Source organism: Sphingomonas sp. 35-24ZXX, from assembly GCF_000786215.1.
Taxonomy (GTDB): Bacteria; Pseudomonadota; Alphaproteobacteria; order Sphingomonadales; family Sphingomonadaceae; genus Blastomonas.
The window spans coordinates 757,598-771,504 of sequence record NZ_JROG01000003.1 but is presented as its reverse complement, the minus strand read 5'-3'; the positions used below and the strand labels follow the sequence as shown (position 1 = coordinate 771,504).

The following is a 13,907-nucleotide window of genomic DNA, read 5'->3' as shown; positions in this document are numbered from 1 at the left end:
TGCTAAGGGCGGGTACGGTGTTTAATCACGCAATTAAATACCGTAGTTGCTGATCAGGAGAACCGCCTTGAACGTATCCGAAGCCGTTGCCACCCGTCGTTCCGTGCGCCAGTTCAAGCCGGACGCAGTGCCGCTGGAAATGATCCGCGACATCCTGATTAAGGCGCAGCGTTCGCCTTCGGGTGGCAATACCCAGCCGTGGAATGCGATCGTGCTGACGGGAGAGCCGCTCGCGGACCTCACCGCGAAGATCAAGGCCAAGGCCGCGACAGCGCCGATGGGCGAGGGGATGGAGTATGACATCTATCCCAAGGGGCTCGAAGGCCGCTACGAGACCCAGCGCCGCGCGGTGGGCGAAGCGATGTTCGGCGCGCTGGGCATTGGACGTGAAGACGGCGCAGGCCGGGTCAAGCAGATGATGGCCAACTGGGACAGCTTCGGCGCGCCGGTGCAGATCTTCACCTATTGCCGGACCTATATGGGTCCGCCGCAGTGGTCGGACATGGGCATGTGGCTGCAGACGGTGATGCTGCTGCTACGCGAGGCCGGGCTGGACAGCTGCCCCCAGGAAATCTGGGCGATGTACGGCAGCTACATGCGCGAACTGTTGGGCATCAGCGACGAGTATATCTTCTTCACCGGCATGGCGGTGGGCTATCGCGACCCCGATGCGCCGATCAACAACTTTGCCGTCCCGCGCGTCAGCATCGACGATGCTCTTCAGTTCCGCGGGTTCTGAGCCTTTAGCCGCAACATCGGTCGGGCTCTGCCAGACCTGTATAATCATCACAAAACCCCAAGCGGCAACTGGTCACGCCGCTTTGGGGGCTTTATAGCATTGGCAAACGAATCCAGTCCGGGTCGCACCGAGTTCGTCAAGTTGCCGCCGCATCAGCGTCGGGATCAAACGGGGTGTGATCATGCAGAAGAGCCGGCATGGGTTCTGGACGATGAAGGACTGCGCGGACCTGGACCTGCTCGCCGGTGTCCCGGAGAGGGGTGGCAGCGACAGCGCGTCCATGGCCCGGGGTTCGACCAAACGGGATCGCACGCCGGGGGGCGACACCTGACATCATGGCCTTGAAACCCGAACCTTCCACCGCGCCCAGCAGCCGCGACGAGGTTGGCCGCTCGGCCAATCGCCTGATTCGCCAGCTGGGGCTGGTGCGTCTGCTGGCCACTTTGGGCTTTCTGGTGTTTGCCATCGCCGTCGCGCGCTACAGCCCGCAGATGCCCCTGCTGGGCGATGCGGAAAACGCGATGTACGACATGCGGGCAGCCAATTTCGCCAAGAAGGTCGATCAGGACCCGCGTATCGTGATGGTCGTCTACACCGACGACACGCTGATCGACACCGGCCAACGCTCGCCGGTCGATCGCACCATTCTCGCCAATGCGCTCACCAACATCGACAAGATGGGCGCCAAATCGATCGGCATCGATATCCTGTTCGATCAGCCGCAGGACGATGACGAAGTGCTCAAGGCCGCGTTTCGATCGATGCGCACCCCGACGCATGTCGCTTATGCCTCGAACGAGACCAACACCGAGGCGATCCAGTTCCGCCAGCAGGAGTTTCTCGAACAGTTCCTCAAGGACATCACCACCGACAAGACCGTACCCACCAGCATCCGGCTTGTGACCGATTCCGATGGTGTGGCGCGGCGCTGGCCCGACCAGCCCAAGAACCTGCCACCGATCATGGTGCGCGCGATGACGCCTGCCAACGCGGCCTTTGCCGATTATCGCGGCGCGATCCGCTTCCGCCTGCCGCTGTCGTCCGACCGTCCGGTGATCAACAAGCTGCCGATCGATCTGTTCGCCGATCCTGCCAGCGCCGAATTCGTCGCCAGCCAGATCAAGGCACGGCACGTGCTGATCGGCGGCGATTTCGTCGATTTCGACAAGTTCGATACGCCGCTGACCCGCATCGGCGATGTCGTTACCGGCGAATCGCAGATGATCGGGCTCGAAGTGCACGCGCACATGATGTCGCAGCTGCTCGACAACGATCAGCCGTTTTCCTTCCCGAACTGGTCGCTGTGGGTGATGGCGATCGTGGTGATCATCGCAGGGTGCCTGACCGCGATCAGCCAGGCGCGCGCCTGGATCATGGGGCTGTTGCTGGGCACGCAGATCCTGTTCTTCATGACCGCGCCCTTCATCCTGCAGTATCAGGGTTTCGACACGCTCAACTTGCCGAGCTTCGGCTGGGCGACCGGATGGCTGCTAGCCTATACCTCGGTCGGTGCGGCGGCGCGGGTGGTGGGCTCCAAGCAGCGCGCCTTTGCGCAGAGTGCGCTTGGCAAATATCTGCCCCGCTCGGTCGCGGCGGAAATCCTCAAGGACCCGGACAAGCTGGCGCTGCACGGCGAAAAGCGCGAGATCTTCTGCGTCTTCACCGATCTGGAGGGCTTTACGAAGCTGACCCATGCGATCGAGCCGGAGATGGTCGCGTTCCTGCTCAATAACTATCTCGACAAGCTGGCCGACGTGGTGCTGCAATATGGCGGCACGCTCGACAAGTTCGTGGGCGATGCCGTGGTCGCCTTCTGGGGCGCGCCGATCGGCTTTCCCGATGATGGCGAGCGCGCCGTACGTGCAGCCTGGGCGATGTACGAAGCCGGCGAGGAATTCCGTCGCAGTGCGCCCGAGGGCGTTCCGCCGATCGGCCGCACCCGGGTCGGCGTGCATTTCGGCGAGGCGATCGTCGGCAATTTCGGCGGCGAGGGGCGCATCCAGTACACCGCGTTCGGCGACAGCATGAACACGGCAGCAAGGCTGGAGGCCGCGAACAAGAATCTCGATACGCGCGTGCTCGTCAGCCGCGAGGCCGCCGAGCGCTCGGGGCTCGACTGGTATCGCCCGATGGGGCGGATCGTGCTAAGAGGGCGGGCCAAGCCGGTGGACATATTCGAGCCCGCGCCCGACCGGCCGGAGAGCGAACGCGCAAGGATTTCAACCCTGGTGGAGGCACATCAGGCGGGCGATCACGAGGCTGTGGTTCAACTCACAACACAGCTCGAAGAATTGGGGCAGGAAGAGGCCATCGCGAATCTGTTCAAGCGACTTGGTCAGACACAAAAAGGAGAAAGCTATGTTCTCGGTTGAAAGGAAGTCCGTACTTCGCCGGGCACTTGCATTGGGTGCTGTTCTAACCCTGGGGGTCACCGCCAGCGGTGCCGCCATGGCGCAGTCGATGGTGGTGCGTTCGGCAGGTCCGTCTGCGGCCCAGTATCCCGCCGGCAAGAAGCTGCCCGCCAACACCAAGGTGGTGCTCAAGGCCAGCGACAAGGTGACCGTGCTCGACAAGGCCGGCACGCGGGTGCTGTCCGGCCCCGGCACGTTCACGCTGGATGGCACGGTCAAGCGCGACCAGACGCAGAGCACGCAGATCGCTAGCCTGCTCTCGACCGGTGGCCCTGCCACGCGCAGCCGCACGGGGGCCGTCCGCGGTGCGCCCGCCAAGGTTGCACCGGCCAGCCCGCGCAGCCCCAGCCTGTGGTTCATCGACGCTGACTATGCCGGCAAGTTCTGCGTCGCCGAGCCTGCGCGCCTGATGTTCTGGCGCGCCAAGGTCGGCGCAGAGATGAACACCAAGATCGTCAGCGCCACCGGCGCCAGCAGCGATATCGTGTGGAAAGCGAATGCCGCCAACCGGCTTTGGCCGCTGGCCGAAGTGCCGGTGGTGAGCGGCACCAGCTACACTCTGACCGGATCGGACGGCAAGGCTCGCAAGATCGATCTGATCGTGCTGCCCAGCGTGCCCACCGAGGTGGACGAGCTCGCCGGGACGCTGATCGAGAATGGCTGCGAAAGTCAGCTCGGCCTGCTGGTCGAGACGATGGCCGCCGCCGGTCAGGACGCCAACTCGAGCGGCGACCGCTAAGGCGATTTTCCCCGGGCCCCGCCCGCGCCGCTGCGACCGGCGCGGGCGGGGCTTTTTTGTGCGCGCCATCCCGGCTTGACGGCCCGCGCGCTTTGCAGGCAAGGGCAGGGGCATGACGACGCCTGCCGATACCGCTCCGCTGATGCTGTTCAACAGCCTCACCCGTTCGCTCGAACCGTTCGCGCCGGTCCATCCCGGCGAGGCGCGGGTCTACAGCTGCGGCCCGACGGTCTACAATTATGCGCATCTGGGCAACATGCGCGCCTATGTCTTTGCCGACACACTGGGCCGGGTGCTCAGCTTCAAGGGCTTTGCGCTCAAGCACATCATCAACATCACCGATGTCGGCCATCTGACCGATGATGGCGACGATGGCGAGGACAAGCTGGAAAAGGCCGCCGCCGCGCAGGCGCAGTCGATCTGGGATATCGCGCGGCATTACACCGAGGCGTTCTGGGACGACATCAAGGCGCTCAACATCCGCCAGCCGGCCGAATGGTCGATCGCCACCGATTACGTGCCCAAAATGATCGAGTTTGCCAAATCAATCGCCGACAAGCATTGCTACGCGCTGCCCAGCGGCCTGTATTTCGATGTCTCGACCGTCGCAGACTACGGATCGCTGGCGCGGGCTGCCACCGAGGCGGGCGAGGGGCGCATCGAGGCGGTCGAAGGCAAGCGCAATGCGCAGGACTTCGCAATCTGGCGCCGCACGCCGCCGGGCGAGAGCCGCCAGATGGAATGGGAGTCGCCCTGGGGGCCGGGCGCACCGGGCTGGCATCTCGAATGCTCGGTGATGAGCGAGGCCCTGCTCGGCTTCCCGTTCGATATCCACACCGGCGGGATTGATCACCGCGAGATTCATCATCCCAACGAGATCGCGCAAAACCAGGCGTTTGCCTGCTCGCACGGCAGCGGCGCGCGGTTCTGGATGCACAACAACTTCCTGATCGACCGGACCGGCAAGATGTCCAAGTCGAGTGGCGAATTCCTGCGGCTGCCGTTGCTGGTGTCGAAGGGCATCCACCCGCTGGCGTACCGCCTGATGTGCCTGCAGGCGCATTATCGCAGCGAGCTGGAGTTCAGCTGGGACAATCTGCTGGCGGCACTTACCCGGCTCAAGCGCCTGGTGATGGCGGTGGCGACGTTGCGCGGCCAGGCTGCGGCGGCGGAGGCCGTAGAGCATCCTCGGCTCGCGCAGCTGCTCGGCGATTTCGCCGCAGCGGTTTCGGATGATCTCAACACCGCCAAGGCGCTGACCGTGCTCGACGAGGTGCTCGCGCAGAAGAAGATCGATGCAGGCCAACGGCTTGCAGCGGTGGCGGCGATGGACGCGGTGCTCGGCCTCGACCTGTTGCGCCTCGACCGCGCCGACCTGCGTCTGCGTCCGGCTGCGGCATCGATCGAAGCGGCCCAGATCGAGCGCCAGCTCATGCTGCGCAAGGAAGCGCGGGCGGACAAGAACTTCGCGGCGTCTGACGCCATTCGTGACGACCTCGTCGCAGCGGGCGTCGAGGTGATGGATGGCGACCCGCTGGGTTGGGAGTGGCGGATAGAGGTCTAGCAGGTTTCCGCAACATCCGGTGCCGAGTTCCCGAGCGAAGTCGAGGGACATATGCGCAGCCGGTAGCGCGCACGTCCCTCGACTTCGCTCGGGACAAACGGTTAAGGGTGGCTAGCGCCGTGACAGGGCATGAATTGCCCGCGCGGGAACCGAAGGAGAGAGCATGACCAAGGCCGTGATATCAGGGCTCGTGCGCCCGCTGATCGAAGGATCGATCCCGCAAGGCGTGGACGTCGCCTGGATCATGTCCGCCGTCGAGGCGCTGCGCGAGGTGGTCGATGCGGACATTGCCTGGGTCGACATGCACGACAAGCAGGCGATGCGTGATGTGATTTCGGCAGGCGAGCGGCTGCAATGGGTGTCCACCCTGTACGCCGGGCTCGATCATTTTCCCGTCGAACAGCTGATCGCGCGGGGCACCCGGGTCACCAATGGCGTGGGCGTCAACACGATTGCGGTCGCCGAATATGCGGTGCTGGGGATGCTCAGCATGGCCAAGGGCTATGCCGATGTCGTGCGCGCCGCCGACAAGCGCGAATGGCTGTGGGCTTCGCCGGGCACGGTAGAACTGTTCGAAACCCGCGCGTTGGTCATCGGCTATGGCGCGATCGGCTCGGCGATCGGCGGTCGGCTCAAGGGCTTTGGCGTCGAGGTCACCGGCGTCGCCCGCACTGCGCGGCCCGAGGACGGCATCCTGGGCGCAAATGAGTGGCGCGCGAAGATCGGCGACTATGACTGGATCGTCATCGCGACGCCCTCGACGCGCGAGACCGACGCATTGATCGGCGCGGACGAGCTGGCAGCGATGAAAGCCGAGGCGATCCTGGTCAACATCGCGCGCGGCGAATGCGTGGATCAGGACGCGCTGATCGCGGCGCTCAAGGCCAAGAGCATCGCCGGCGCGTTTCTCGACGTGACTACGCCCGAGCCTCTGCCCGCCGAGCACGAGCTGTGGTCGCTGCCCAATGTGCAGATCTCGATGCACCTTTCGGGCCGTGCGCAGACCAGGATGTTCCAGCGGTCGGCAGCGCTGTTTGCCGAAAACCTGGCGCGCTTCGGTCGCGGCGAGGCCCTGGTGAACGAGGTCGATCTGGCGCTGGGCTACTAAGCGACGGCGCGTTCAGGCGTATTTCGCATGCGCTGCGGCGATCTTCACATGGTAGTTGTTCGCTGCATAGCCTGAGCCGTTATAGCCTTTGGCGAAGGCGATGCAGTCCGCCGGCGTGTTGCTGATCGCCTTGAGAGCGGTCACCAGCCGCTTGGCGGCAATGAAGCTGGCAAAGGCCTTGAGGTGCGCGACTTCTGAAACCTTCATCGCATCCCAGAAGGCCTCGACCGTTTCGAACCCGGCAGCTGCATGGTTGAAACCCATGATCTGGGCACCGCCGACCGAGGCGGAGAGCAGCGCGGCATGGCGGTCGAGCGCCATCGCCTTCCACAACCGGACGTATTCGCCCTGGCCCCCGACATAGAGCTTGCGGTCCCAGCGGGCGCTCGAAAGGTTGGGGTGGCTGGCGCGGTACTGGCCGTCGGTATAGCGGTCGAAGATATGTGCCTCGAACAGGATCTTGGGCAGGTGCGGTCCATCGAGAAACCCGCCAGGGCCATCGAGCGCGAGAATGTCGGCGCGCACGTCCTTGAACCAGCCGCCGCCGCTTTCGACCTCCCACACCGCGCGGATCTGCGCGATGGTGCAGCCGAGGCTGGTTGCGGTGGCGGCGAAATCGGCTGGCGACAGGCCGAGGCGGATTTCGCCAGCGCCGGCGGCGGCCGCGCGGGCAATGCCCAGGCTGTCGAGCAGAGTATCGATCGCGCCGACATCGGCCTGGCTGAACGGCTGGCCGCCGCGAAGCATCTTGATGGCAGAGAAAACGGGGGCACGGTCCATGGCGGTTCACCTCCAGTATTCAGGCGATAACAGCGCGATCGATGCGACATCTTATCGCACCGTGCGGTATCGCCAAATTATCATCGGTTAATCGTCCAGATTACAGGCGCAAATCCTACATTCCCAGTCGCTTTTCTGGGCGGGGGCGGTGTCGGGGGCCGCGGAGCGATGCGGCGCTTGGCCGCATTTTTGGCGGGTGACTCGGCGCGGGATTGTGGTTATGCCTTGCGTCACAGCCAGCACGGACGGCGGAAGCCATGCTGGCAGCGCGCATTTCCGCCCGGGCACATCAAGCATCAAGCACAGCCCGGTCATCCTTTCGGTCGCACGATAGCAACGATAAGCCATTTCGGTTTCCGGGGGAGTAATGTCATGACCAAAGCATCCGATCTTTTCATCCAATGCCTGGAGGAAGAAGGTGTCGAGTACATCTTCGGCGTTCCCGGCGAAGAGAATCTGGACATGCTCGATTCGCTCAGCCGGTCGACCCAGATCAAGCTCATCCTCACCCGGCACGAACAGGGCGCTGGCTTCATGGCCGCAACTTATGGCCGCCACACCGGCAAGACCGGGGTGTGCATGGCGACCTTGGGCCCGGGTGCGACCAATTTCGTCACGGCTGCGGCTTATGCCCAGCTGGGCGGCATGCCGATGCTGATGGTGACCGGCCAGAAGCCGATCAAGAAATCGAAGCAGGGCCGGTTCCAGATCCTCGACGTGGTGGGCATGATGAAGCCGATCACCAAGTTCACGCATCAGCTGGCCAGCGCCGACAACATCCCCAGCCGCATCCGCGAGGCGTTCCGCCTGGCCGAGGAGGAAAAGCCCGGCGCTACGCATATCGAGTTTCCCGAGGACATTGCCGAGGAAAAGACCGATTCGGTTCCCTTGAAGCCCAGCCAGACCCGGCGTCCCAATGCGGACAAGAAATCGGTCCGTGCTGCGGTTACCGCGCTCGAAAAGGCCAAGTCGCCGATCCTGGTGATCGGGGCAGGGGCCAACCGCACGATGACCAGCCGCATGCTGCTGCAGTTCATCGAGAAGACCGGCATCCCGTTCCTCACCACGCAGCTGGGCAAGGGCGTGATCGACGAGCGTCACCCCAAGTTCGTGGGCTGTGCGGCGCTGTCGGCGGGCGATTTCGTCCACCGCGCGGTGGAAGCGGCCGATCTGATCGTCAACATCGGCCATGACGTGATCGAAAAGCCGCCGTTCTTCATGCATCCGGGCGGCACCCCGGTGATCCACATCTCGTCGAAGACCGCCGAAGTCGATCCCGTCTATTTCCCCGAGATCGAGGTGATCGGCGATATCGCCAATGCCATCTGGCAGATGAAGGAAGACATCGTCCCCAATGGCGGCTGGAAGTTCGACCACATGCTGGCCTTCCGCAAGGCGGAGGTCGAGCATACCGCTTCGCTCGCCAGCGACGCCCGCTTCCCGATCTTCCCGCCGTATCTGGTGCAGCAGATCCGCGAGGCGATGCCCGACGATGGCATCATCTGCCTCGACAATGGCGTCTACAAGATCTGGTTCGCGCGCGGCTATGAGGCCTATCGCCCCAACACCGTACTGCTCGACAATGCGCTTGCCACCATGGGCGCGGGCCTGCCGTCGGCGATGATGTCGTCGATGGTCTATCCGGACCGCAAGGTGCTGGCGATCTGCGGCGATGGCGGGTTCATGATGAACAGCCAGGAGATGGAAACCGCCGTCCGCCTGAAGCTCAACATGACCGTGCTGATCCTCAACGACAACAGCTATGGCATGATCCGCTGGAAGCAGGCGAACATGGGCTTCCAGGATTGGGGCCTGACCTATGGCAACCCCGATTTCGTGAAGTACGCCGAAGCTTATGGTGCCAACGGTTACCGCGTCGAAAGCGCCGAGCATCTCAAGCAACTGCTCGCCCACACGCGTGACACGCCTGGGGTGCATCTCATCGATTGCCCGGTTGATTATTCGGAGAATGATCAGATCTTGAACATCGACATCAAGAAGATGGCAAAAGAGCTGTAATTGCTGAGCCCCTCCCCTCAGGGGAGGGGTTGGGGTGGGGAATGACGCTCCGCTCCAAGATCCAGCCCCACCCCTAGCCCCTCCCGTCAAGGGGAGGGGATGGAGTTGCTTATGACCACCCTCAAATCCGTCTATCCGCTCTATCTCAACAACGAGGCGCAGCAGCCGAACACCGATCTGGAGGTGACCGACAAGTTCACTGGCGAGGTCGCATTCCGGGTGGCGCAGGCGGATGCTGCGACCATCGATGCCGCGATCGCAGGCGCGGTCGAGGCCGCAGAGCCCATGGCGCGGATGCCAAGCTACGAGCGGCAGGAAATCCTCAACCACTGCGTCAGCCGGTTCAAGGAACGCTCCGAAGAGCTCGCCTATGCCTTGTGCGTCGAAGCCGGCAAGCCGATCAAGGATTCCGAAGGCGAGGTCAGCCGCCTGATCGATACCTTCCGCATCGCGGCCGAAGAATCGGTACGGATGACCGGCGAAGTCCAGACGATGGACATCAGCCCCCGCGCCAAGGGCTATCGCGGCATGTGGAAGCGCGTGCCGATCGGCCCGTGCTCGTTCATTTCGCCGTTCAACTTCCCGCTCAATCTCGCCGCGCACAAGATCGCACCGGCGATCGCGGTGGGCTGCCCGTTCGTGATGAAGCCCGCCAGCCGCACGCCTTTGGGCGCGATCATCATGGGCGAGGTGCTGGCAGAGACCAACCTGCCCAAGGGCGCGTTCTCGATCCTGCCCGCCAGCCGCGATGGCGCCGATCTGTTCACCACCGATGATCGGCTGAAGCTGCTGTCGTTCACCGGCTCGCCCGATGTGGGCTGGGATCTGAAGGCGCGTTGCGGCAAGAAGAAGGTCGTGCTCGAACTGGGCGGCAATGCTGCGGTGATCATCGATTCCGATGCCAACCTCGACGATGCGATGGAGCGGGTGATCTTCGGCGCCTTCTATCAGTCGGGTCAGAGCTGCATCGGGGTGCAGCGCATCCTGATCCATGCCGATGTCTACGATCGCTTCCGCGACATGCTGGTCGCCAAGGCCAAGACGCTGATCGCAGGCGATCCCAAGGATCGTGACACCTTCATCGGCCCGATGATCCATGTGAAGGAGGCCATGCGCCTCGATGGCTGGGTGCAGGAAGCGGTTTCGCTGGGTGGCACCCTATTGTGCGGCGGCAAGCGCGATGGCGCGATGATCGAGGCGACCTTGCTCGAAAACGTGCCGCACAACGCCAAGATCGTCACCGAAGAGGCATTTGGACCGGTCGCGGTGCTCTCCAGCTTCACCGATTTTGGCGCGGCGATGGCCGAGGTCAACAACAGCAAGTTCGGTCTGCAGGCGGGCGTGTTCACCCGCGACCTGTTCAAGATGTTCGACTGCTGGGATCACCTCGATGTCGGCGGAGTCGTCATCAACGACGTCCCCAGCTTCCGCATCGACAACATGCCTTATGGCGGGGTCAAGGATTCTGGCATCGGCCGCGAAGGCATCCGCTTTGCGATGGAAGACATGACCGAGATCCGCAACCTGCTGATCCGCGGCGGCTGACCTCAGGCGGTCGCCTTCAGTTGAAGATGGCCACCAGAAGCGCGCCGGTAATCACGAAGCCGGCGACGATCGCCAGGGCGGCAATCCAGAAGGCGCGCAGCATCGAGACGCCCAATTGGCGCGCGAACCAGCGCGTCTGGAGGACGACATACCAGATCAGGGTGACGGCAAAGAGCGCCAGCCCGCCGATCGTGCTATGGCTCTTTTCCAGCACGAGCAGCGAAATTGCCAGCGCATTGGCCAGCGCGAACGGGGCCGCGACAAAGCACTGGCTGTAGAAGGGCGGGCGCAGCGCGCGCCGATCGATCTGGCGATGCTGCTGCCGCAACAGCGCGATCGCCAGCACCAATGGATAGACGCTGTAGATGCTGGCGGTGAGCAGCAGCGAGTTCTTCCAGTCGAGCAGCAGTGCAGGCGTGGTTGCTGGATCGTCCGGGCCAGAGATGCTGTCAGCGGCCCAGGTGGCCAGCACGATGGTGATCAGCAGGAACAGCGGCGGGCTGATCGTGCTTTCATACTGATCGGCGGGCAGATCATCCAGCTCGTCATCGGCATAGGCCATCATCTCGCCGGGGCGAAACAGCGCAAGCCACATCGTGCGCGGATAGAAATACAGCCAGCCCACGACTTCGAAGATGAAATTCTCGAACGATTTGAGAATGTTCATGAAGTCCATGTGCGTATCCCTGATGTGCTCCAGCGGCATATCAGATTGGCACCCACCTGCAAGCTCGGCCCGATAGGGGGCGTGCGCGCAGGGATCCGCATGCCGGTATGCGGGCATGCGGATCCCCCCAAGCGTATCGGTCTCAGGGCGTGACCACCACGCCGCCCAGCGATGGCGCGGTGTTGAAGAAGTCATGCGCTTCCGAGCCGATTGCGAGCCCCAGCGGCACGCCGCCGATGTTCTCGCCATCGCGGCGCGGAATGCCGTCGAACCGCCAGTGAACGCCCAGATAGATGCGGCTCACCGAGTTTTCCCAGACTGCTTCGGCGAAATTGTCGAAGCTCTTGTCGACCCGCGTCCGGGTCGAGCCATCGGGGTCGCTGGCAATACCGTCGAGCTCGTCAGACACGAAGCTGAACGTCTCCTTGGCGATCGGGGCGCTGTTGTGTGTCTCGACATCGAGCACGTCCTTGAGCGTGATCGGCCCGGATGCCGTGTTCAGCGCCAGTCGCAGCGTCTGGAACAGCGCCGCGCCGAACGTCGCATGGCCCGAAGGATAGGCCGGGAAATTGGGCGTGCGGGTCATAGGCCCTGCGGTGTTGGTCTGCGGTGCGCCGAGCGGGGCCCAGAACGGATCACCGCCGCGCGTTGCATCTTCTTCGCGCAGGCCGACGACGGGCCGCCACAGGTCATACTCGTACTTCCAGTGCCAGGCGTCGATCCCGGCATCGGCCATCGCGACGTTGAGCTGCGCGAACAGCTCGGCGGCGCGCGGGATGTTGAGCGCCAGCGGCTCGACCACCCGGCGCGCGACCTGGTTGTACAGCCGCGGCGGTACGCCGAGGTTCATCGCGCCGTCATAGCCCCAATAAACGCCGATGCGCTCCTGTTCCGCCGTGCGCTGGCCACGCGCCTTCGCGCCGAAATCGCGAACCTCGTCGAAATCGTCCTTGTAGTCGGGATTGTTGAGATAGTCGGGCGTGCCATATCCGGGGAAGGGCGCGAGCGGCTGGTTGGCGGAGCCGGTGAACCGCGTGACATTGCCCCAGACCGGCCCCAGCCGGTTCTGCCCGGGCTGGAACGGATCGGCGCGATGCTGGCCATAGACAGGGTTGGTCGGCTGGCCGGTGGCGATGTCGGTGTTCGAGCCATCTGCCGCGCGCGCATCAAGGATCGCCTGGCCGACCTCCTCGCCAAAGGCAAACCGCCCGGCGTTCACTGCCCCGGTCGAATCGTCGATATAGATGCCATAGCGCGGGTACATCGCCTTCAGCGTCACCACTGCGGCGCCGGCGATGATGTCGGCAACGCTGCCGCCAGGGACGGGGCCGAGCGCAGGCGCGATGCCCTTCTTGCTCAGCCAGGCCGCGCCTGGGTTGCCGCTGGCGAACGCAACGCAATCGTGGATCGCGAGATGAACGATCGCCATCGCGCGCGATGTCCGGATGGGGCCGGGCTGCTGCGCGTTGTTGAAGCCGCGCGTGAAGTCACGGCGAGAACATTCCAGAAGTATGGCATTCCAATACAATACCGGATTCATGGTCATTTCCTTCAGGCAAACGTCATCGGCCTGCCAATCGAGGGCAAGCTGAGACATGGACGTACGAATACAATCACCGATCGGGTGATTTACTGCGAATTATGCTCTTATGATGGTTATGGGCGTGATGGCATCGACCACGGCCTTGGTTCACGCAAGGCGATATTTACTTGATGTTACATTGTGTCGATAGGACGGATACGACAGTTTCAGCGTTAAACTTTGGTTGAGCATGATGTGGGCGTCAGGCGGGGTAGCCGATCGCCATGACTTCCCATTCCTTGGTGCCGCCGGGCAGCGTGACGGTGCGCAGATCGCCCACCGCAGCGCCGCGCAGCGCGCGGGCGAGCGGGGAGTTCCAGCCGATCCGTCCAGCGCCTGCATCCTGTTCATCATCGCCCACCAAAGTGAGGATGCGGCGGTTGTCGTCTTCATCGGCGATCTCGACTTCCGCGCCGAACCAGATGCGGCTGCGATCGGTCTGCGCAGCGGGATCGATGACGCGCGCGGCCTTCATCTTGCGCGCCAGCCGGTTGAGTTCGCGGTCGATCTCGCGCATCCGCTTGCGGCCGTAGAGATAGTCGCCATTCTCGCTGCGATCGCCATTGCCCGCTGCCCAGCTGACGATCTCGACGATCGCGGGGCGTTCGGTGCCGAGCAGATGGTCGTAGCGCGCCTTGAGCGCGGCATAGCCTTGCGGCGTGATGTGGTTCGGGCGGTCCATGGCAGGGGCTTTAGCAAGGCAGGGCCGACAAGGCGACGGACTCAGTCGTCATTGCCGCACACGCGGAAATC

The 13,907-nt window shown here is 63.6% G+C and carries 12 protein-coding genes; 8 read left to right on the top strand and 4 right to left on the bottom strand.

The genetic code is table 11. The features are described from left to right. Positions 1–67 precede the first annotated feature (67 nt). The 5 genes from LI72_RS06310 to LI72_RS06290 all read left to right on the top strand — a co-directional run bounded on the left by LI72_RS06310 (position 68) and on the right by LI72_RS06290 (position 6,561). The gene (locus LI72_RS06310) at positions 68–739 is read left to right on the top strand and encodes a nitroreductase (protein WP_033924916.1); all 672 of its coding nucleotides are present in this window, start codon (positions 68–70) and stop codon (positions 737–739) included. Positions 740–1,074: 335 nt separating this feature from the next. Then, on the top strand, positions 1,075–3,111 hold the full coding sequence (locus LI72_RS06305) for an adenylate/guanylate cyclase domain-containing protein (RefSeq protein ID WP_033924915.1): 2,037 nt from the start codon (positions 1,075–1,077) through the stop codon (positions 3,109–3,111). A gap of 31 nt (positions 3,112–3,142) precedes the next feature. After that, entirely contained in the window at positions 3,143–3,889 is a 747-nt protein-coding gene (locus LI72_RS06300) for a hypothetical protein (protein ID WP_052129551.1), read from the top strand. A gap of 112 nt (positions 3,890–4,001) precedes the next feature. Beyond that, positions 4,002–5,453: a cysteine--tRNA ligase gene (gene cysS / locus LI72_RS06295; RefSeq protein ID WP_033924914.1), complete on the top strand. Its 1,452-nt coding sequence runs from the start codon at positions 4,002–4,004 to the stop codon at positions 5,451–5,453. 163 nt (positions 5,454–5,616) lie between these two features. Continuing rightward, a complete protein-coding gene (locus LI72_RS06290) occupies positions 5,617–6,561 on the top strand; it encodes a D-2-hydroxyacid dehydrogenase (protein WP_033924913.1) in 945 nt (314 codons plus the stop codon). Positions 6,562–6,573: 12 nt separating this feature from the next. Here the strand turns inward: LI72_RS06290 and LI72_RS06285 are convergent, their stop codons facing one another. Then, complete coding sequence (locus LI72_RS06285; protein WP_052129550.1) at positions 6,574–7,341, bottom strand: N-acetylmuramidase family protein; 768 nt, start codon at positions 7,339–7,341, stop codon at positions 6,574–6,576. A gap of 372 nt (positions 7,342–7,713) precedes the next feature. Here LI72_RS06285 and LI72_RS06280 point away from each other — a divergent pair, with 372 nt between their 5' ends. After that, on the top strand, positions 7,714–9,360 hold the full coding sequence (locus LI72_RS06280) for an acetolactate synthase large subunit (protein WP_033924912.1): 1,647 nt from the start codon (positions 7,714–7,716) through the stop codon (positions 9,358–9,360). A 111-nt stretch (positions 9,361–9,471) separates the two neighbouring features. Then, positions 9,472–10,905, top strand: coding sequence for an aldehyde dehydrogenase family protein (locus tag LI72_RS06275; protein ID WP_197051836.1), 1,434 nt, complete (start codon positions 9,472–9,474; stop codon positions 10,903–10,905). Between the two features lie 16 nt (positions 10,906–10,921). On the opposite strand, the gene LI72_RS06270 is transcribed toward LI72_RS06275, so the two are convergent. Together LI72_RS06270 and LI72_RS06265 are read right to left on the bottom strand one after the other, a co-directional pair. Further along, positions 10,922–11,581, bottom strand: coding sequence for a hypothetical protein (locus tag LI72_RS06270; protein WP_033925375.1), 660 nt, complete (start codon positions 11,579–11,581; stop codon positions 10,922–10,924). 133 nt (positions 11,582–11,714) lie between these two features. Then, positions 11,715–13,100 (bottom strand): vanadium-dependent haloperoxidase, encoded by a 1,386-nt coding sequence (locus LI72_RS06265; RefSeq protein WP_231562406.1) that lies wholly within the window; start codon positions 13,098–13,100, stop codon positions 11,715–11,717. Between LI72_RS06265 and LI72_RS20460 the strand changes: the two genes are divergently transcribed. Next, positions 12,987–13,286 carry a hypothetical protein gene (locus LI72_RS20460; RefSeq protein WP_156139496.1) on the top strand — a complete coding sequence of 100 codons (300 nt, stop codon included), beginning with the start codon at positions 12,987–12,989 and terminating at the stop codon, positions 13,284–13,286. The two genes, LI72_RS06265 and LI72_RS20460, sit on opposite strands and share 114 nt — an antisense overlap. A 70-nt stretch (positions 13,287–13,356) precedes the next feature. Here LI72_RS20460 and LI72_RS06260 read toward each other — a convergent pair whose 3' ends face one another. After that, complete coding sequence (locus LI72_RS06260) at positions 13,357–13,836, bottom strand: GreA/GreB family elongation factor (RefSeq protein ID WP_033924910.1); 480 nt, start codon at positions 13,834–13,836, stop codon at positions 13,357–13,359. Between the last annotated feature and the right edge of the window lie 71 nt (positions 13,837–13,907).